Source organism: Paenibacillus sp. J22P59 (genome assembly GCF_059383895.1).
The window spans coordinates 20,561-42,536 of sequence record NZ_JBXENX010000003.1; the positions used below are offsets into that span (position 1 = coordinate 20,561).

Consider the following 21,976-nt stretch of genomic DNA (forward strand, 5'->3'; position numbering starts at 1 on the left):
TTTAGGAAAGGATGATAGATTATGCTTGATTTCAAAGACATGAAGCGAGAGAAATCGAATCGAAAAAGCACAGTGAATATCGTCGATTATTCGGCTTCACATATTGCTGTTGTCGGTGTTTCATCTAGACTGGCTAATGCCAATCATACGAATGAGTTTTGGGATATTCTTCTAAAGGGCGAAGATTGCATTCGCCCTCTTCCAGCCCAGCGTAAAAATGACGTAATGCGTTGGTTGAATGCTATGGGGAAGAGCGGCAAGGATGTTCAGCTAGGCGAAGCCGCTTATTTGGACGAAATTGATAAATTTGATTATCAGTTTTTCCGTTTATCACCTAAGGAAGCAAGCCTGATGGATCCGAATCAAAGGCAATTCCTTCAAGTAGCATGGAATGCTTTGGAGGATGCGGGCTATGGCGGGGGCAGGCTGGTCGGCAGTCGCACAGGCGTATACGTGGGATGCGGAGCCGACTCCGACTATAAGCGAGCGATTGCTGATCTTGATCCCGATTCCCTGTCCATGTCTACAGCCGGCAATGTTCGCCCGATCATCGCCAGCCGATTATCTTATATTCTGGACTTTCATGGGCCTAGTCTGCTGGTAGACACGACTTGCTCCTCCTCACTTGCCTCGATTCATTTGGCTTGCCAAGCAATCAGGAATGGCGAGTGTGATCAAGCGATTGCTGGCGGCGTTCAGCTTCATTTATTTCCATTCAGAGAGACAAGCATTGGGGTAGAATCCTCGGATCATCGTGCCAAAACCTTTAGTGATGATTCAGATGGAACCGGCACAGGCGAAGGCGTTGCTGCCGTGCTGCTTAAGCCGTTGAATCAGGCTGTTGCAGATAATGATCATATCTACGCAGTGATCAAAGGAAGCGCATTGAATCATGATGGGAATTCCATCGGCTTAACTGCACCTAATGCAGCTGCACAAGAGGATGTTATGGTCGCTGCTTGGGAAGCGGCTGGCATAAATCCCGAAACGATAGGATACCTCGAAGCGCATGGAACTGGCACGAAGCTTGGTGATCCGATTGAGATTGACGGTATTCAACGAGCCTTCAGCAGGTACACCAACCGTAGAAACTTCTGTGCGATTGGGGCTGTCAAAACCAATATCGGACATTTGGATAATAGCGCAGGAATTGCGGGCTTTATCAAATGCATACTTGCTTTAAAACATAAAAAAATCCCCCCTACGCTGCATTTTAGTTCACCGAATCGTAAAATTGATTTCATTAATTCACCTATCTATATCAATGATAAGGCTGCCGATTGGGAGACCAGTCAACATCCGAGGAGATGCGGCATAAGTTCGTTCGGTATAAGCGGTACGAATTGCCACATTGTATTGGAAGAAGCGCCTGAGGTGAAGAAAACCTCTCAACTAGAAGAACCATCCACCCACATGCTAGCTTTGTCCGCAAAAACAAAAAATTCACTAAAACAGTTCATACAAGACTACGCTGCCTATGTACAATCCAATGAAAGCATTCATTTGGCTGATCTTTGTTATACAGCAAACACAGGGCGGGATCATCATCGTTATCGTGTCTGCCTTATATTTAATAATCAAGCGGAGCTGCTGCAAATTCTGCATCACTTGGCCGCATTCGACTGGGAGAAAATGCAAAAGGGGATTATTGCAGACGGCTATAGCATGGTGATAGATCCGGATGCCATATCTGATCAGGAACCATCAGCAGAGTCTATTGTTGATTTCACGCCGGAGACTCTGGCTCGTTCGTATGTACACGGATTCGAGATCGATTGGAAGCTTCGTTATCAAAGACAGCGGAGAAGAAAGCTAAGCCTGCCTTTATACCCCTTCGAGCAGACGAGATGCTGGCTGGAGCCAAAAACAAATGGGAACAAGAAAATAGTCAGAGAAGCGGGACTTAGTCCTTTGCTCGACCACCGCTTGACAGACTCGCTTGATTTACAAATCTATGAAACCAATCTTAGCGTGCAAGATTATTGGGTGTTAAGCGAGCACAAAATTATGGGCGATTGTGTGTTGGTTGGAACGACTTATTTGGAGATGGTCTTGCAGTCCTGCAAAAGCCAGTTTGGCGAGCAGGTGCATTTTCAGGACGTTTTGTTCCTCTACCCGCTGATCGTAGGTGAAGATGAGGTCAGAGAGGTTCAGCTTGTATTGAAGCAGGAACGGCAAAAGTATTCATTCTATGTCATTAGCCGCCTCAAATCTGATAGCGAAGCACCAGCAGAGTCTTGGGTGAAGCATGTGGAAGGCAAAATTGCTGGTTTCACAGGCGAAACGAAGGCAAAGCTGAGTATTGAACAGCTCAAGCGCAGCAATAACAAGCAATATATTGAGCCTAATATGGATGAGTATAACGAGACATCCGCTTTTGAATTCGGGCCGAGATGGAGAAACATCGAACAGATGTATATTGGTGACGATACCTTGATCACCTATCTTGAAATGCCGAAGGAATATCAGGCTGAGCTGCCTGACTATGTATTATATCCCGCTTTATTGGACAATGCGCTGGCAACGATGCCTCTGATTAGAAGTGCGCTGGGCGAAGAAGACAAATCGATATTCCTGCCATTCTCCTATCAAAGCATAAAAGTATACCGTCCTTTGCAGCATCAGATGTACAGCTATGTTCGAGTTAATGACCCGATTACTCCATTATCTGAAATTATTACTTATGATATTACGATCGTTGATACAGATGGAGCGGTGTTAATCGAGATTGAAAATTACGGCTTGAAAAAATCACAGCAAAGGCCGTTGCAATCGGTATCCAAAGGCCATGTGCTCCATACAACAGAATGGATTCCTCTTCCTGCGCTAGCAAGTCAGCAAGGAAGCAAGCAGGCAGCGGTTCTCGTATTTCATGATCACAGCGAGATTGCCACAAGGACCGTTGAGGAGCTGGCGAAGCAGCAAAATACAGTATGGCAGGTTCAATTCGGCGAGGCATTTGCTCAGGTAGGCTCTACTGCCTATACCGTTCAAGGAACGGAAGAGGATTATGAGAAATTATTACACGAGATCAGCCAGCAAGAAACGATAACCCATGTCCTTTATTTATCTTCGCCAATGAACGAAGCGTTAATTACAAGCTTGGAGCAGCTGGAATCCAGCCAAACTCGCGGCGTGAATAGTTTGTTTTATTTCATGAAGGCCTTCTTCAAGCTTAATCTCAAGGGCGCCTTGAACGTATTATGTGCTGCACCTTATGTGCATGAAGTAACCGGGAATGAGAGCTTTATTGTACCGGAAAGTGCGACGATGGTTGGCCTATCCAAAGTCGTGAATCAAGAGTATTCCACGGTAACTGCCAAATGTATGGATATTGACAATAAAGTGAGCAGCATGCATATATTGTCCGAGCTGTTTGCTGGGGAAGAGGATGTCGATTGTGTAGCTTATCGTGACGGGCAGCGCTTCGTTCAGCAGCTTGCTTTAATGGAAGAGCAGGATCAGCTTGCCGCAGAGCCTATCATTAAAGAGCAGGGTGTGTATGTGATTACAGGCGGCTTAGGCGGTATTGGGCTGGAAGTGGCCAAATATATCGCTTCGGAGAGAAAGGTATCTCTTGTCCTAATGGGCCGTTCTTCGTTCCCAGAGCGGGAGAAGTGGAGTTCCCTCTTGGCCAATTCCGACAATCGCAAATTAATCGAGCAATTGAAGTTGATTCAGGAGATCGAAGGCGGAGGCTCCTCTGTCCGGCATATACAAGCCGATGTAGCGAATGAACAGCAGCTGCGTGAAGCTTTGCAGTCGATTCGAGAACAATATGGCTCCATACAAGGCATTATTCATAGCGCGGGGCTGCCTGGTGATGGCTTTATTATTCGCAAGGATGCCCATGTGTTCCAGCAGGTTCTCTCACCAAAGGTGGCGGGGACATGGCTGCTTGATCATTACACGAGAGAAGATCAGCTCGATTTCATGATTCTATTCTCTTCTAATACGACACTGGTAGGCTTACCTGGACAGGGCGATTATACGGCGGCGAATTATTATTTGGATTCGTATTCTGCCTATAGAAATAAGCTTGGCAAAAAAACCATAACGATTAATTGGCCTGCATGGAAAGAAACGGGCATGGCCAAAGATTTTGGCGTGAATGTCGATACCGTGCTCAAGGCAATCAGTACCGCTCAGGCAATCGAAGCGTTCAAGCAAGTGCTTCAATTAAACGTCACGAACGTCAATATTGGTGAAATCAACTTCCATGGTTCGATGCAGGGCCATGCGATATGGGATGTTCCTATTCGATTCTCAGCTCCGATTATGAGCGAGATTGAGAAAGCCAAGCAGAAGGCGAAAGCGAAGCAAACTGTGAAGCCCAAAACGCAGGCAAGCGCATCATCTGGCCAAGCGAGCGATCCTGAGCAGGTGAAGAAAGGGATCGAAGCGATTTGGATGGAGGTTCTAGGCTTCGAGGAATTGAATGCTGATGATCAATTTTTTGATATAGGCGGCGATTCGATTCTCATTACAAGAGTTCATCATTTGATAGAAGCAGCCTATCCTGGAAAAGTAACGGTTGCTGATTTGTTCACTTACACGACTATTACGGAGATTGCAGGCTTTATCGTTTCGCAAGACGTACAGGAGGCTCCAGTATCGATTCCTATCGAGAAGAGCGTCTCAACTGCGAGCTTGGAGACGAATATCATCAGCCTCGTTGATGATCTCAAATATGGAAGAATATCCATTGAGGAAGCTGTAGCAAGCTATAAAAGCATGGGGGTACCGGTATGAAACAGACGACCCAACTGATCTTTGAACATATTTTATCAGGAAAAATAGATGAAGCTGTAGGGACAGAGCTGCTGAAGCAACTAAAGATGGAAGACCGCACTTCGCAAATGGAAGATATCGCGATTATCGGGATGAATCTCAAATTGCCAAGCGCCAATAACTTGGATCAGTTCTGGTCAAATTTGCGGGATGGTGTTGATTCTATTGCGCCATTCCCCGAATCTCGCAAAAAAGATGTGGAGCCCTTCCTGCCTTATACCTATATGAAAGATAAACAGGTTACTTTCAGCGAGGGAGGTTATTTGGACGAGATTGATAAGTTTGACTATAAATTTTTCAATATTTCGCCCAAAGAAGCGAGCTTAATGGACCCTAACCATCGGCTGTTTCTGCAAACCGCTTGGAATACGATTGAAGATGCCGGTTATGGCGGCGATCAGCTTGTAGGCAGCAGAACGGGCTTATTCCTAGGCTATAGCGGCTGGCCGATGTATGGGCAATTCGTTTCGCAGGTTGAGCCTGATTCCTTCGAAATTTCGGTATCCGGCAATATTTCAGCCATCATTGCCAAGCGATTGCATCAGCTGCTTGATCTAAGCGGTCCAAGCATGCTGATTGATACAGCTTGCAGCTCCTCATTAGTCGCTCTGCATCTAGCCTGTCAGTCAATTAAGAACGGGGATTGCGATCAGGCGCTTGTTGGCGGAATTCGTCTGCTCCTGCTTCCGGTCGAGGGCTTTATCAAATATGGAATTGAGTCGCAGCATAATCGGACCAAATCATTCGATGATAGCGCTGATGGGACGATATTAAGCGAAGGAATTGCTGCCATTCTGATCAAGCCGTTAAGCAAAGCGCTGCAAGACGGCGATCATATTGATGCCATTATTAAAGGCAGTGCGATTAATCAGGATGGGCGTTCCACGGGCATTACGACACCAAGCGCACGCGCGCAGGAAGATGTGATCACGAAGGCGTGGGAAGCTGCCAAGGTTGATCCGGAAACGATCTCGTATATTGAAGCGATGGGGTCTGGCACGCAGCTTGGCGATCCGATTGAAATTGACGGCATTCAAAAAGCGTTCAAGAAATATACGAACAAGCATCAGTTTTGTGCAATTGGCTCTGTCAAAACCAATATCGGCCATACCGACAGTACGGCAGGGCTTGCTGGAATTATAAAGTGCGTGCTTTCTTTGCAAAATCAAGAGCTGCCGCCAACGCTGCATTTTGAGCAGCCTAATCGGAATATTCGCTTCGAGCAATCACCCGTCTACGTCAATGATCAATTAAACACATGGAAGCCGAACGGCAAAGCAAGAAGATGCGGGATCAGCTCCTTCGGCTTTAGCGGTACAAACGGTCATGTCGTATTAGAGGAGACACCTAGTCAAGAAGAGGCCGAGCAAGATATAGCTGATACAAAGCAAGTCCATATCCTTCCTCTCTCGGCTAAAAGCGAAGACTCCTTGCAGGAGCTTGTCCGAAGCTATGATGCTTTTCTGGCGAATAAGGAACGTATAAATTTGCGTGATCTTTGTTATACCGCCGCATTCGGAAGAGGACATTACCCGTTCCGAATCGTTATTATATTCGATGATCTGCAAGACCTGAAGCAGAAAATAAGCCAGCTCGCAGCTCAAGGCATTAGGCAAGATGAAGCAAGCCAAATTTTCTACGGCTCACATGATCAGCGTTCCAATGAGCTGAAAAATAAGGCCGTTCAGCCTGCCCCGCTTGGGGATATGGATGCGGAGGCATTGCGTGAGCTATCCGAGCTATACGTGAAAGGCGCAACGATCCCTTGGGCTCAATTGTACGAGGGAGAGAGAAGGAAGCGGCTTCGGCTGCCTGTCTATGCGTTCGAAAGGTATCGCTGCTGGATGAAAATACCGGAAACTAAAAAGATGAAAAATATGCTTCAGGAAGAAGAAATGGATTTTGAATTTTAGGAGTGTGATTTGAGGATGGGAGAAGAAGAATACTGGCTTGGGCAATTAACAGGGCCGATGAATATAGAGAGCTTCCCTGTTGATTGTGAGAATCCACAAATACAAGGCTATCTGGGTGAAGCAGAGGATTTTGTATGCTCCGATGAGCTGTATGCAGCATTAGTCTCCATAAGCAAAGGATCAAACTATTCGTTATTCGTTATCCTTCTTGCAGCTACGCAATATATATTGGCCCGTTATACGAATGAGCAAGAGGTAACGGTCGGCATGCCGGTCTTTGACCAAGGGGAAGAGGGACAGCTGCTTAATGAAATGCTGCCGCTCAGATTGCAGCTGAAGCCTGGAGGGCATTTCAAATCGCTGCTTGGGGCAGTCAAAAAAGTCGTTACAGAAGCAAATGAGCATCAAAATTATTCAATTCCGAAATTGGCTGAGCGAATGGATATTGCGACAGGCCCTCATCTCTATCCTTTTCAAACGGTCGTTCTGTTGCATCCTATTCATAGCTTGCTGCCTGCAGGCGAAACGCGCTTTGATACGGTCTTCTCCTTCCAGAAAGAATCCAATCAATTAAAGCTAAGGCTCCACTATAATGCTAATCTCTATCAGAAGGATACGGTACGCGCGATATTCAAGCATATTCATTCCTTCTTAGAAATGGCGTTAAGCAATCCGGATGCCCCGCTGCATTCATTGGATATATTCCGAAGCGACGGCAAGCCTGTGCAGCAGGAGCAGATGAAAGGCTCTTTCATGACCATGCCGGTTCATGTCTCTATTGAGCAACAAGCTGCACAGACACCAGACAGCATCGCTGTTCAATTCGAGGAGCGGACACTTACCTATAAACAATTGAATGAGAAGGCGAATCAGCTCGCTCATTATTTGATATACAGATATGGAATCAAGCCAGGCGACCGAGTAGGCGCTGCTATGACTGATAATGAACAAGCGTTTATTGCTGCTCTAGGCATCCTGAAGGCAGGAGCATCTTATGTTCCGTTAGAGCCAGGCAGAAAGCATAACGATGAGATTCGGCCATCGCTGCAAGTTCTGCTGACACAGCGGCAGGAGGAAACGAGCTCTGGCGGCAGTGTCGTCTATTGGAATGAAGCCCAATCTGAGATTCAACTTCAGGATTGCACGAATCCTGCTTCTGCCACTAATCACGAAGATGTATCTTTAATTGCCTGTGTTATAAGGACGGATGGAGCGGAGTGGACAATGATCAGCCATGAGCAGATCAGCGGTTTATTTGAAAAAATAACCGGCAGCACAAGCGTTCAATCGGGTGAAGCCTATTTGTCTTTATCCCCTTATTACACGCAGGAAGTTCTTATAGAATGGCTGTGGCCATTAACACAAGGCATGAAGGTGGTCATCGCTGGAGCGGAAGCCCGTGATGGACGGCTGGACCAATATTTGAAGCCTTATCAGCCAACGGAGATGGACTTCGGCTTGTTTTTCTTCTCCAGCTATGATCATGGGAATAAAAATGACAAATATAAGCTCATTAGAGAAACAACGAAGATTGCCGACAGAGAGGGCTTCAATGCCGTCTGGCTTCCTGAAAGGCATTTTCATGAATTTGGCGGTTTATTCCCTAACCCAGCGGTGCTGTCCGCCGGGCTTGCGATGATTACCGATCAAATTCAACTTCGTTCGGGCAGTGTTGTATCTCCGCTGCATGACCCGCTGCGCGTGGCAGAGGAATGGTCTGTAGTCGATAACCTGTCGGGAGGCCGGATTGGCTTGTCATTCGCCTCGGGCTGGCATGCGAATGATTTCGTATTCCAACCACATGCCTATGAAGATAGAAAAAAGCTCATGTTCGAGCAAATTGATGAGATCAAGCGCTTATGGAAGGGCGAATCCGTCCTGCGTGACAATGGTCTGGGCAAGAAGATTGAAGTAAGCACCTTCCCAAGGCCTGTTCAAGACGAGCTGGCTATTTGGGTTACGGCCGCAGGCAGCGAGCAGACCTTCAGGGAAGCCGGGCAGATAGGCGCGAACCTATTAACCAATCTATTAGGCGGGCAAGACCTTGAGCGCTTAGCCGACAATATCCGGATTTATCGCCAAACTCTAGCTGAAAATAACTTCTCGCCTGACAAAGGAAAGGTCAGCGTCATGCTGCATACGTATATGGGCAATGATGTGGAGGCCGTTAAGCGAGAAGTTAAAGAGCCATTCTGCGAGTACTTGAAGTCAAGCATCGGATTATTCAAAAACTTAGCAGACAATATGAATTTGAATATGGACAGCATGACTGATGATGACACGAATCGTCTTCTAGAAATGGCGTTCGAGAAGTATTGGGGCACAGCGGCGTTGTTCGGAACGCCAGAGAGCTGCAAAGCAATTGTACGCAAACTATATGAGGCAGGCGTGAATGAAATTGGCTGTTTAATTGATTTTGGATTAAAAGATGAATTAATTATGGAGAGCCTGACTTATTTGGCGGAGTTCCAAAGACAATTCAAGCCTTTGGATAAGGCTGCAAACGATAAGCCAACTAATGACCAGCCGATTACGATGCTTCATAGTTCATCCTTAAGGCTTGCGAGCATGCTGCAGGACGAGCAGTCTGCTCAGTTGCTAGGCTCACTAAAAACGCTCCTCGTGAGCGGAGACAGCAGCAATAGACTATCACGGTTCCATGCTAATCAAGTGAGTGCAAGAAGCAGCGCCAAGCGGTTGAATCTGTACCGGACGTCAGACTTGATTGCAGAAGGGATCATCTATGAGTGGAGCCTGAATCACCCGCTAAGGCTGCCAGCGAGTACGAATGCTGTTGTTCTTGATTCTGAAAAAACGAGCGTGCCTGTCGGCGGCTTAGGTGAGCTGTATATGGGCAGGACGGATGCAGCCGAGCCGACGAGGGATCGCGGGCATGTGCGTTTTGACGGCACTATCCAATTGCTTGGAACAACGGACGACATGGTCAAAGCCGGAGGCTATCGTATTTTTCTCCATGAATTAAGAGAAGCATTGCTCGAGCAGCCTGCTATCCTGAACGCATTTCTTCGCTGGCGCCATGAACAAGGGCAGATTGTCGTGTATATCCTCTCGGATAAGCATGTAGACCCTTCGAAGATGAAAGAGCATGTGGATGAGCTTCTTCCCGCAAGCGGACTGTCCACGGCTGTCATTGTGTTGAAAGAAGTGCCAATGACGGCAAGCGGGCTGATAGATTGGTCAGTTATGCCTGAGCCCAAACAAGTAGAGCCTGAGCTGGGTGTAGGGGATGAAATTGAAACGACACTCAGACAGATCTGGTCGGATGTGCTTGGCATTGAAAATATAGGGCTGGATGATAATTTCTTCGACCTTGGAGGGCATTCCTTAACAGCAACGATATTGTTGACTAGAATACAGCAGGCGCTTCAGGTCCAGGTCCCGATTCGGGAAGCCTTCAACACCCCAACGATCAAGCAATTGGCTGATTATATTCGCGGGCAAGACAAGCAAGAGAACTGGCGCATAGAGCCTGTTGAGAAAAGAGAGTACTACCCGTTATCTTCGGCGCAAAAGAGAATTTCGCTCGTGCAGCTTACAGATGCAACAGGAATTAGCTATAACGAGCGGTTCGCAATCGAGATCCAAGGAGAGCTCAGCTTGGAGCGGGTCGAGAGAACGTTCCAGCTCCTTGTGAAGAGACATGAAATATTAAGAACTTCATTCCCTGTTGAGAATGGCTATTATGTACAGAAAGTTAATGAAGACATCGCTTTTGAATTGGATGTATTCGATTGTCCACGGGAAGAAATTGACGAAACGATTATTCGCTATATTCGTCCCTTCGATCTAAGCCAAGCTCCGTTATTCAGGGCAGCGTTAATGAGGACGAGCGTCTATAACCATATTCTTGTATTTGATATCCATCATATTATTTCGGACGGCACTTCGATTGCTATCTTTGTCCGTGATTTCATCCAGTTGTATGAGGGAGTAAGCTTGGAGCCGTTGAACATTCAGTATAAAGATTTTGCGGTCTGGCAGAATGATTTCCTGGAAAGCGATGCAGTGAAAGAGCAAGAGAATTATTGGTTAAGCGTACTTTCAGGAGAGCTTCCAGCCTTGACTATGCCAACTGATTATCCAAGGCCGGAGCGAAAAAGCTTTGAAGGGAAGAACGCATTATTTGAGCTCGAGCAGCCCATCTATGACGGCTTGCTAAGCTTAAGCCGGACAACAGGCGCAACGCTGTATATGGTAATGCTGGCTGCTTACAATATCTTATTGTCCAAGTACTCGGTTCAAGATGATATATTGGTCGGTTCACCGATTGCAGGCAGGCCGCATCCTGAGCTGAATCAAGTGCTGGGTATGTTCGTTAATACAATCGTGATGAGGAATCAACCGCTTGGCGAGCTAACCTTTGCTGAATTTTTAGGTGAAGTCAGGAAAAATGCATTGCAAGCTTATGACCATCAGGATTACCCTTTCGATCGGTTGGTTGAGCAATTAAACCTGCCAACCGATTTAAGCCGCAACCCTGTCATTGATACCTTCTTCACGCTGCAAAATATGGATACGCCTGCTTTTATTCTTCAGGATATTCAAATTACCCAGTATGAGCTGGAGATGAATGTATCCAAGTTCGATCTTGCTCTAGAAGCCGTGCAAGCTGATGATCATATCGCCTGCAAGCTGCATTATTGTACGAAGTTATTCCGTGATGCGATAGCCGAATGGCTAGTGAGAGATTATAAGCATATTTTGACGATGATTATTGATAATCAGGAGATTAGGCTGCAAGACATACAACTAGAGGGTGGTTACGCTACATTGGATAATGTGCTCGAGGAAGAAGTAGGCTTTAACTTTTAACGATGAGAAGGTGAAATGATGTGTAATGTCGGGGAGAACGTATATGTGTATATTCAGCAGCAGGCAGCCAGAACGCCGGATCGTATCGCGGTTGTTATTGATCATCATACGTTGACTTATCGTGAATTAAATGAAAAGTCGAACCGATTAGCCCACACGCTGCGACAAAAAGGTGTTCGTGCGAACAGCATTGTAGGCATATTAACCGATCGGTCATTAGAAATGATTGTTGCGGTAATCGCGGTTTTGAAGGCAGGCGGCGCTTATTTGCCGCTTGATCCTGCCTATCCGCAAGAGCGAATCCAGTATATGCTGGGGGACTCTCAAACCCATATTTTACTTGCCTCTGCTCAATTGCTCGGCAAAGTTCCTTTTGCGGGCGACCTTATTAATATTGAGGATGAAGCTAGCTATTCGGATCATATAGACAATCTGACACCGATCTCTACAGTAGAGGATTTGTCCTATATCATTTATACCTCTGGCTCAACAGGCAAGCCAAAAGGGGTCATGGTCGAAGGGAAGTCGCTGCTGAACTTATGCCAGTGGTATCAAGCAGAGTTCTCAATTAATGAGCAGTCCAACGTATTGCAGATGATTTCCTTCGGGTTCGATGCGTCTGTAAAAAACATTCTATGCCCATTAATGAGCGGGGCACAATTGGTATTGGCTTCTGCGGGCTATTACGATGCCAGAAAATTATTAAATACGATTCATGAACGGCGCATTACCTTGATTAACTGTGTTCCTCAAGCTTTATATACGGTCATCGATCTGGCTGCTGAGCAGGAGTATTCTCCGCTCAGCAGCTTGGAATATGTGCTGCTTGGCGGAGAGTCGATGAATATTCATCGGCTGGAGGCTTGGCTTGCAAGCCCGAATTGCAATTGTACAATAGGCAATCTATATGGGCCGACGGAATGTACAGATATTTCCTTATTTTATAAGCTGGGCAATCTTGCTTCCTATTCCTCAGGGAGAATCCCAATTGGGCAGCCGATCACGAATGCGACTGCATGGATCTTCAATGAACAGAATGAGGCTCAGCCTGCTTTAGTGCCGGGGGAATTATGTATCTCAGGAGCGGGTTTAGCCAGAGGATACTTCAATGATCCAGACAAAACCGCACAGAAATTTGTTCCGAACCCCTTGCTGCAAGGGGAGAGCATGTACCGTACCGGCGATTTGGCACAGCTTCTGCCGGATGGGAACATTGAATATTTAGGACGAATCGACTATCAGGTGAAAATTCGAGGATTCCGTATTGAACTTGAAGAAATCGAGCAGCAGCTGCTGCAAATTCCGTCTGTAAAAGAAGCTGTCGTGAAGGATCATGAGGATGCTTCTGGGCAAAAGGTTTTATGTGCCTATCTCGTTGCAAATCAAGAGATAGCTTGGACCCACTTGAAGGCAGAGCTAGGCGAGAAATTGCCTGATTATATGGTTCCAACCCATTGGATGCAGCTGGATGCCTTGCCGAAGACTGCACATGGCAAAGTTGATCGACAAGCGCTGCCACAGCTCGAGCAGATGGAATCGGCACTCCCTTCCTTCGTACCCGCTACGAATGAAGTCGAAGCGCAGCTAGTAGAGATTTGGCAAGACCTATTCGGGGACTCAAGCATTGGTATTGAGGATCACTTTTTTGAGCGTGGGGGAAACTCCCTAACCGTCAATTTGCTAGCAGCCAATATCGTTAAGAAATTTAACATTCACCTGACGCTCCAGCATATTTTCGATCATCCGACGATCAAGGAATTAGCGCTCATCGTCGAACAAGCTGAGCGTCAGGATATCCCTCCATTAACAAAGGCAGCAGCAAAAAGTGAATATCCAATGTCCCCGGAACAAAAAAGAATGTTCATTCTTCACCAAATCAACCCACAGGATTTGACGTGGAATATGCCAGGTGCCTTGTCCATCGAAGGAGAGCTGAATAAATCTCGGCTCCATCAAGCGATTGCAGCACTCGTTGCTAGGCATGAAAGCTTAAGAACGTCCTTTCATTTGCGCCCCAGCGGTGAGTTTGTCCAAGTGATTCATCCGAGTGCCAGCCTTGTAATTGAGGAAGAGGCAATCGAAGAAGCAGATATACTGGTAGTTCTTAAACAGCAGGTACTGCCATTTGATTTGACACAAGCTCCATTGCTGAGAATGAAGCTAATTAGCGTGGCAGAGAACAAGCATCTTTTATTTTTCGATGCGCATCATGCTATTTTTGATGGCATTTCTATCATTATTTTTGTAAAAGAGTTGAAAGAACTATATGAAGGAGGAAGCTTGCCTCCACTCTCGGTTCATTACAAAGACTTTACCCTATGGAAAAAACAATATTGGGATGCGCAATATGCGCAGCAAAATGAGCAATATTGGGTGGAGGTGTTCTCGGGAGCGATACCGGCCTTGGATTTGCCGACCGATTATTCACGCCCGCAGCAGGCAACACATGCCGGGGATAAGGTAATCTTTTCGCTGGAGCAGGATGTAGCTCAGGGAATACAGCAGCTTGCGAGTGACATGAACCTGACCTTATACATGATTCTAACAGGAGCATTCCATTTGTTGCTGTCCAAATATGCAGGCAAAGAAGATACGATAGTCGGTTCATTCGTTGCGGGCCGACCGCCGATTAATGACGTTCAGCATATGCTCGGAATGTTCGTGAACACCATTGCTATTCGCCATTATCCTGTACACACAAAAACAGTAACGACGTTTTTTGAAGAAGTGAAGCGTCATTCTATTGCAGCCTTCGACCATCAGGAATTCCCGTTTTATGATCTTATGGAGAGATTAAAGCAGGATGGAAAGGTCAACGGCCATTTGTATGAGGTGATGTTCACCTTGCAAAATATGGAGTCGCTTGAAATAGAGATGGATGGCTTGCAGCTTAACCGGTTCGACATTCCCATTGATTTGTGCGAATACGACATTGCTGTGGAAGCTGAAGAATACGAAGGTGAAATTCGATTCGTATGGTCTTATCGTACGGAATTGTTCAGACGGGCTACGATGGAGCAATTTACGAGGGACTATCAATTGATACTGAGACAGATCATTGCCAATCCGAATCAACAAATTCAGTCCATCGAGCTCGAGCATATGTTTGAGAAATTGGATGATGCCCTAACGGAGGAAATCGAATTTAATTTTTAGGCTGGCAAAATGCACTTGCGGAGGATGAAGATGAAGGATTACGCACAAAACATTACATTATCCAGTGGGAAATTAAAAGCAGAAGAAGCCTATTGGATAGAAAAGCTGGATGGCCATGTGGAAATGAGCGCTTTTCCCATCGATCTTATCAGTTGCGATCCAGCCTTGTTAACGGAAGATAAGGCAATCATATCTCGTGCATTCCCGGATGAGCTGTATACGAAGCTGTTAACGATGAGCAATAAATCAGATTTTGCGCTGTATATGCTGCTCTTGTCCGGTGTGAAGTACGTATTGAATCGTTATACGAACCAACAGGATATAACGGTGGGCATGCCGATCTTTAAGCAAAAGCAAGAGCAAGACCAAGCTCAGCTATTGAATCGAGTGGTGGCTCTACGCACACAAGTGGAGCTGGGCGAACAGTTCAAAGCGTTTATGCAGCGGATCAAAACGACGGTAACGGAGGCCAATCAGAATCAGAACTTCCCGATTGAAAAGCTTGCGGAGCGGCTGGAATGGCCGTTAGGTGAACAGGGTCAGCCTGTCATTCCAACCATGGTTATGCTGGAGCCGATTCATAATCCTCAGTATGTCGATTCCTTTTCTACTGATATTCTATTTATCTTCTCCCATCAGAATGGGCTGCAGCTTAACGTTAAGTATCGTCCTGATGCGTACAAAGAGGATACGATACAGGCGATTATGACACATTTGATTCGTTATTTTTCCCATATTACTGCTAACCCAGCACTTTCGCTAATGGAGATTGAGATCGTTTCAGAGGAAGAAAAGCAGCAGATTATCGTTGATTATAACGATACCATAGCAGATTATCCGAACAATAAAACGATCCAGCACATGTTCGAAGAACAAGTGGCGAAAAGTCCAAATGCGGTTGCGGTACTATTCGAAGAGCAGTCTTTGACGTATGCGGAGCTGAATCAGCGGGCGAATCAGCTTGCAAGCCTGTTAAGAACGAAGGGCGTACAGCCGAACGCCTTGGTCGGGATTATGGTTGAGCGATCCATCGAGATGATGGTAGGTATACTCGGAATTATAAAGGCGGGCGGCGGGTACGTGCCGATTGATCCGGACTATCCGCTGGACCGGATTCAATTCATGCTGGAGGACACCGAGACCAAATGGCTGTTGACTCAAAGCCATTTGGAGAACGAGGTCGCCTTTACTCATGAGATTATTTATTTGGATGATGCGAGTCTCTATCAAGCGGAGCCAGTTGAGCTGAATGCGATTAATACGCCGCAGGATGTGGCGTATGTGATCTATACATCAGGGACGACAGGCAGGCCAAAAGGGGTCATGATTGAGCATGCTTCGGTCATCAATCGACTCAACTGGATGCAAAAGCAGTATTCCATTGATGAGAAGGATACGATTTTGCAAAAAACGCCATTCAGCTTTGATGTATCGGTCTGGGAATTGTTCTGGGGACTGCTCATCGGTGCCAAAGTGTACTTCTTGAAGCCAAAGGGCGAGAAGGAGCCGCAGGCAATCGTCGAGGCCATCCAGAAGCATAAAATTACGACGATGCATTTCGTACCGTCGATGTTGAACATCTTCTTGGAATATATGGAGTCCTATGGCGAGTCAGGGACAGTCAGCAGCTTGCGCCAAGTGTTCGCCAGCGGTGAAGCGCTGCATGTGTATCAGATGAACAAATTCAATGAATGGCTGTATCAGCGCAATGGGACGCAATTGATTAATCTATACGGTCCTACAGAAGCAACAGTGGATGTCTCGTATTATAATTGCTCCGTTGGTGAGACCAACTTGGCTAGCGTGCCTATTGGCAAGCCTATCGACAATACCCAGCTGTATATTTTGAATAGCCATGCCAATATACAGCCCGTCGGAGTGGCAGGAGAGCTGTATATCGGCGGAGATGGCGTAGCCCGCGGGTATTGGAATCGCGAACAATTGACGAATGAAAAATTCGTAGATAACCCTTACCAGCCAGGAAGCAAGATGTACCGTACAGGTGATTTGGTTCGCTGGCTGCCGGATGGCAACATTGAATATTTGGGGCGCATCGACCATCAAGTGAAAATTAGAGGGCATCGCATTGAGCTTGGTGAGATTGAAGCCATTGTGCTCACGCATGAACAGATTCGTGAAACAGCGGTAATCGCTTATCAAGAAGAGGATCAATCCGGCTCCTACTTATGTGCATATGTGGTGTCGGACCATGACCTCAATATTCAGCAGCTGCGGGCCTTTATAGGTGATAAGCTGCCAAGCTACATGATTCCTGCCTACTTTGTAGTGCTGGATGCGATGCCGCTGACACCTAACGGAAAGCTCAACCGAAGGGGTTTGCCGAAGCCGGATGGTCAAGCGACGGGCGTAGAATATGCAGCGCCAAGAAACGAAGTGGAAGAGAAATTGGTTGCGATATGGCAGGATGTACTCGGGTCATCACAGATCGGGATTCGCAACAGCTTCTTTGAAAGCGGCGGCGACTCGATTAAGGCGATTCAAGTGTCCTCAAGAATGTATCAGTCCGGCTATCATTTGGATATTAAGGATTTATTCCAACAAGCGACGATTGCAGAGCTGGCTCCATATATAAGAACAGCTCAGGAGAGAGCGGATCAGAAGGAAGTCACGGGTGAAGTTCGCTTCACACCTGTGCAGCAGCGGTTTTTTGAGCAGCCAAGACAAGAGCAGCAGCATTTCAACCAGGCGGTGATGCTGTATCGTGAGAATAGGTGGGACGCAGCGACGCTCAAGCAGGTGCTGCAACGGCTCGTTGAGCATCATGATGCTCTCCGCATAGTCTATCGGGAAACCGAAGGAGCAGTTTCTGCTTACAATCGCGGCATAGGCGAGGGAGAGCTTTGTACGCTTCAGGTATACGATATGAAGCTGGAGGACAAGCCCGAAGCGCAAATAGCAGCAGCTGTGAATCAACTGCAGGGCAGTCTTGATTTAAGCCAGGGGCCTCTGGTGAAATGCGGCTTGTTCCAGACTGCGGATGGCGATCATTTGCTTATTGTGATACATCATCTGGTTGTAGATGGGGTGTCCTGGCGAATCCTATTCGAGGATTTGGGAACAGCCTATGGACAGCTTAGCCAAGGGCAAGAAATTAAGCTTCCGAAGAAAAGCCATTCCTTCCAGGCTTGGAGTGAGGCTCTTGAGGCATATGCGCAAAGCCCGAAGGTGCTGAGCCAACTGGATTACTGGAAAGAGGGGGAAGCAGCCGAGGTTGCCAAGCTTCCTCGTGATCATTATGCAGAACAATCGTTATGGGAAGATATAGAGCTGCAGGAGATGACATTAAGCAAAGAAGCGACGGAGCAATTATTAAAAGAAGTGAATCGTGCTTATAACACGGATACGACGGATGTTCTCATCACCGCACTTGGGCTTGCCGTGAAGGAAAGCTTCAATGTGGACACGCTGGCGTTGAATTTGGAGCGGCATGGCAGAGAAGGGGATCTTCTTCAGCTGGATATAAGCCGAACCATCGGCTGGTTCACGGCGCAGTATCCCGTCATTATGCAGCTGGGACAATATGAGACGCTGAAGGATCAGATTAAAGCAGCGAAAGAGACGCTGCACCAGGTTCCACAAAAGGGGATTGGTTATGGCCTTCTTCGCTACTTAACTTCTGAGGAACATAAGAATGGCATCGTCTTCGAGAGTGAGCCGGAGATTAGCTTCAACTATATGGGGCAGTTCGATCAGGATCTTAGCAAGGGAAGCGGAATTCAATATTCCCCTTTCTCCACAGGGCATTTAATCAGCCCTAAGGAAAAGCTGTCCTATGCGCTAGAAATCAATGGCGCCATTATGGGCGGGCAATTAAAGATATTGATCAGCTACAGCCGGAAAGAATTCGAGAACAGCACGATCGAGGCCTTTTTAAGCCGTTATGAGGAAAAGGTAAAGCAGATCATCGAGCATTGCGTGCAGCAGTCTGCAACAGAGCGTACCCCGAGTGACTACAGCTATTCTAAACTGTCGCTGGCATCGCTTGGCAAGCTGCAAACGGATATGCGTGAGGTTGGCGAGATCGACGATATTTACGCCCTAACTCCGATGCAGCAGGGCATGATGTTCCATAGTCTAGCAGATCTGGATTCTCATGCTTATCATCAACAATTCGCTTTTGACGTCAAAGGCAAATGGGATACGCAGTTGTTTGAGCAAAGCTGGAATCTGCTGTTCGCTAGACATGAGGCTCTACGAACGGTATTCGTACGCTACGAAGCAGAGCAATGGCTGCAAATCGTGTTGAAGGAAAGAAAAATGCAGGTCGAGGTAAAGGATCTGAGTGTTGAAAAGGAAGAGCAGCAGCAACAGATTATTGCCCAATATAAGATCGAGGACAAAGATAGAGGGTTTGATCTCGACAGCCTGGAGCCGTTAGTACGAGTTGCGGTATTCCAAAGATCGGGAACTGCGAATCATGTGGTGTGGAGCATTCATCATGTCGTTATGGACGGTTGGAGCTTCCCTATCATTGTGAAAGAGCTATTCCAAATCTATGAGAGCCTGCAAACAGCGAAGCAGCCCGAATTAACGCCAGTATCCTCGTATTATAACTATGTGGAGTGGTTAGGTGCGCAGGAGCCGGCAGAAGCAGAAGCCTATTGGAGGCAACATCTGGCAGGCTATGAAGAGCAAGCCCAGCTGCCAAGAAGAAAGCATACCCTTAGCAGCACCTATAATCAATTGGCAGCTACAATCGTGCTTGGCGAGCCGTTAACGAAGAAAATGAAAAAAATGGCGCAAGAAGTCCAAGTCACGATGAACACGGTTCTTCAAACGCTGTGGGGCATGCTGCTGCAGCAGTACAATGGGACATCAGATGTTGTATTCGGCTCCGTCGTATCGGGCAGACCGTCTGAGGTACCCGGCATTGAACAAATGGTCGGCATGTTTATTAATACCATTCCCGTGCGTGTGCAGAGCGAAGACGGGGACAGCTTCGCAGACCTGCTGAAGAAGAATCAGCAGAAGTCGCTGCAGTCTGGGCGCTATGATTACACTCCGCTCTATACGATTCAAGCGCAAAGTGCGCTGAAGCAAGGGCTGCTGGATCATATTATGATCTTCGAGAATTATCCAATGGAGCAACAAATGGAACAAAGAGGCGCCTCTACGGGCTTAAGCGTCGAGAATGTGGAAATATTTGAACAAACCAATTATGACCTTAACATCATTGTTATCCCCGGCGAAGAGCTGATCATTAAATTAAGCTATAACGAGAATGTCTATGACCGGGAAAGTATCGAGAGACTGCAAGGCCATTTCTTGCATCTAACCGAAGAGGCTGTGAATGATCCGAACGGACTGGTGCAGGCTGCTAGCCTGCTGACAGAAGAGGAAGAGCAGCAGCTCCTTGCCTTCAATGATACGGTGCTCGACTATCCAAGTGAAAAAACAATTCATCTATTGTTTGAAGAGCAAGCGGCGAGAACCCCAGATGCCGTGGCGGTCGTCTGGCAGCAGCAAAGCTTAACGTATGCGGAGCTGAACGAGAAGGCGAATCAGGTGGCTCGCTTGTTAAGAGACAAGGGAGTTAAGCCAAATACGCTAGTCGGCATCATGGTCGAGCGTTCGCTTGAGATGATGATCGGAATGGTAGCGATCTTGAAGGCTGGCGGCGCGTATGTGCCAATCGATCCTGATTTCCCGGCGGATCGTACCCAGTACATGCTAGAGAGCTCGGAAGCCAAGTGGCTGCTGACGCAGCGGTCTTTGCAGGGCAAGATCGATACGCTTGCAGAGACGATCTGCTTGGATGATGTGAGCTTATATGAAGGCGATGGAACGAATCTGGAGGGAAGCAATAGCGCGAAGGATTTGGCATATGTCATCTTTACGTCTGGCTCGACAGGCAAGCCAAAGGGCGTTATGATCGAGCATCGTTCAGCGCATAACTTCATCTGCGGCGTAGCGAGCACGATTGCTATCCAGAACAAAACGATTCTATCAGTCACTACGCTGTCCTTCGATATCTCTATATTGGAGACGGTTCTCGCGCTAACCCAAGGCCTCAAGGTGGTCATTGCGTCCAAAGAAGCGCAGCAGGACCCGGAAAAGCTAGGCCGATTAATCAAGGACGAGCAGATTGAGATCGTCCAAATGACGCCATCGCATCTGCGGATGCTGTTATCTGAGCATGGCGCTTCCTTAATAGAGGTGCATGCGATTCTAGTAGGCGGTGAGGCGTTCCCGAATGCTTTGCTCAAGGAGCTTAAACAGACGACACGTGCGCGAATTTATAACATGTATGGACCGACAGAGACGACCATTTGGTCGGCGATTAAAGAGTTAACTGAGGCAGAAGAGGTGGATCTGGGACGCCCGATTGCCAATACGCAGCTGTACATTATGAATAATGAGCTGCGCATGCAGCCGATAGGGGTTGCCGGAGAGCTCTGCATAGGCGGAGACGGCTTAGCCCGCGGCTATTGGCAGCGGGAGGATTTAACGCAAGAGAAGTTTGTGGTTAATCCTTATGCTCCAGCAACGAACCTCTATCGGACTGGGGATCTGGCTCGTCGCTTGCCTGATGGCAGCTTGGAATATTTGGGACGCATGGATCATCAGGTGAAAATTAGAGGCCATCGCATTGAATTGGGCGAGATTGAGGCCAGCCTGCTGGCACATTCTGATATCACAGAAGCAGCCGTCATTGCCAGACAAGAGGAGGACAATGAAGCAGCAGCTTACCTATGTGCTTACGTGGTAACGGAGAAGCAGGTGAATGTACATGACCTTCGGACCTTCCTTGGAGAGCGATTGCCGAAATATATGCTTCCTTCTTTCTTTACAGAGCTGGAAGCACTGCCGCTGACACCTAACGGGAAGCTGGATCGAAAAGCGCTGCCGAAGCCGGATGGGCAAATGGCAACGGGTGTGGACTATATCGCGGCAAGTAATGATGTGGAGGAAAAGCTGATTCTCATCTGGAAAAATGTGCTCGAATTAGAGGATATCAGTGTGCAGGATGACTTTTTTGAGCTCGGAGGCCATTCCATTCTCATTACCAAGGTACTGGATATGATTAAGAAGCAGCTGTCAGAGAAAGTGATGATGAGAGATATCTTTGATTATCCAACCATTGAACAAATGGCGAACTATATTAGAAGCGAGCTGCTCGTTACGGTATAAAAGGTATTCCTATCATGATGTATCCATCCTCGAACAAATAACCGCTAATCCGTATTAATGAATTCAATTGTTGGATCAGTGTACACCTTTGAGAAGCTTGATTATGCAGTGCAGTGGCGGATGCAATTAAA

Annotated in this window: 5 protein-coding genes; all 5 read left to right on the forward strand. The window is 47.0% G+C overall.

Annotated features, from left to right (window positions below):
- Positions 1-21 precede the first annotated feature (21 nt).
- The 5 genes from AC50YO_RS05495 to AC50YO_RS05515 are packed head-to-tail and all read left to right on the forward strand — an operon-like array spanning position 22 to position 21,845.
- Positions 22-4,752: a type I polyketide synthase gene (locus AC50YO_RS05495; RefSeq protein WP_494844199.1), complete on the forward strand. Its 4,731-nt coding sequence runs from the start codon at positions 22-24 to the stop codon at positions 4,750-4,752.
- Positions 4,749-6,704, forward strand: a complete 1,956-nt coding sequence (locus tag AC50YO_RS05500; protein WP_494844202.1) for a type I polyketide synthase — start codon at positions 4,749-4,751, stop codon at positions 6,702-6,704. Before AC50YO_RS05495 ends, AC50YO_RS05500 begins: the two co-directional genes overlap by 4 nt.
- 15 nt (positions 6,705-6,719) lie before the next feature.
- The gene (locus AC50YO_RS05505; RefSeq protein ID WP_494844204.1) at positions 6,720-11,537 is read left to right on the forward strand and encodes a MupA/Atu3671 family FMN-dependent luciferase-like monooxygenase; all 4,818 of its coding nucleotides are present in this window, start codon (positions 6,720-6,722) and stop codon (positions 11,535-11,537) included.
- Positions 11,538-11,552: 15 nt separating this feature from the next.
- On the forward strand, positions 11,553-14,693 hold the full coding sequence (locus AC50YO_RS05510; protein ID WP_494844206.1) for an amino acid adenylation domain-containing protein: 3,141 nt from the start codon (positions 11,553-11,555) through the stop codon (positions 14,691-14,693).
- Between the two features lie 30 nt (positions 14,694-14,723).
- Positions 14,724-21,845 carry an amino acid adenylation domain-containing protein gene (locus AC50YO_RS05515; protein WP_494844208.1) on the forward strand — a complete coding sequence of 2,374 codons (7,122 nt, stop codon included), beginning with the start codon at positions 14,724-14,726 and terminating at the stop codon, positions 21,843-21,845.
- The last annotated feature ends 131 nt before the right edge of the window (positions 21,846-21,976 follow it).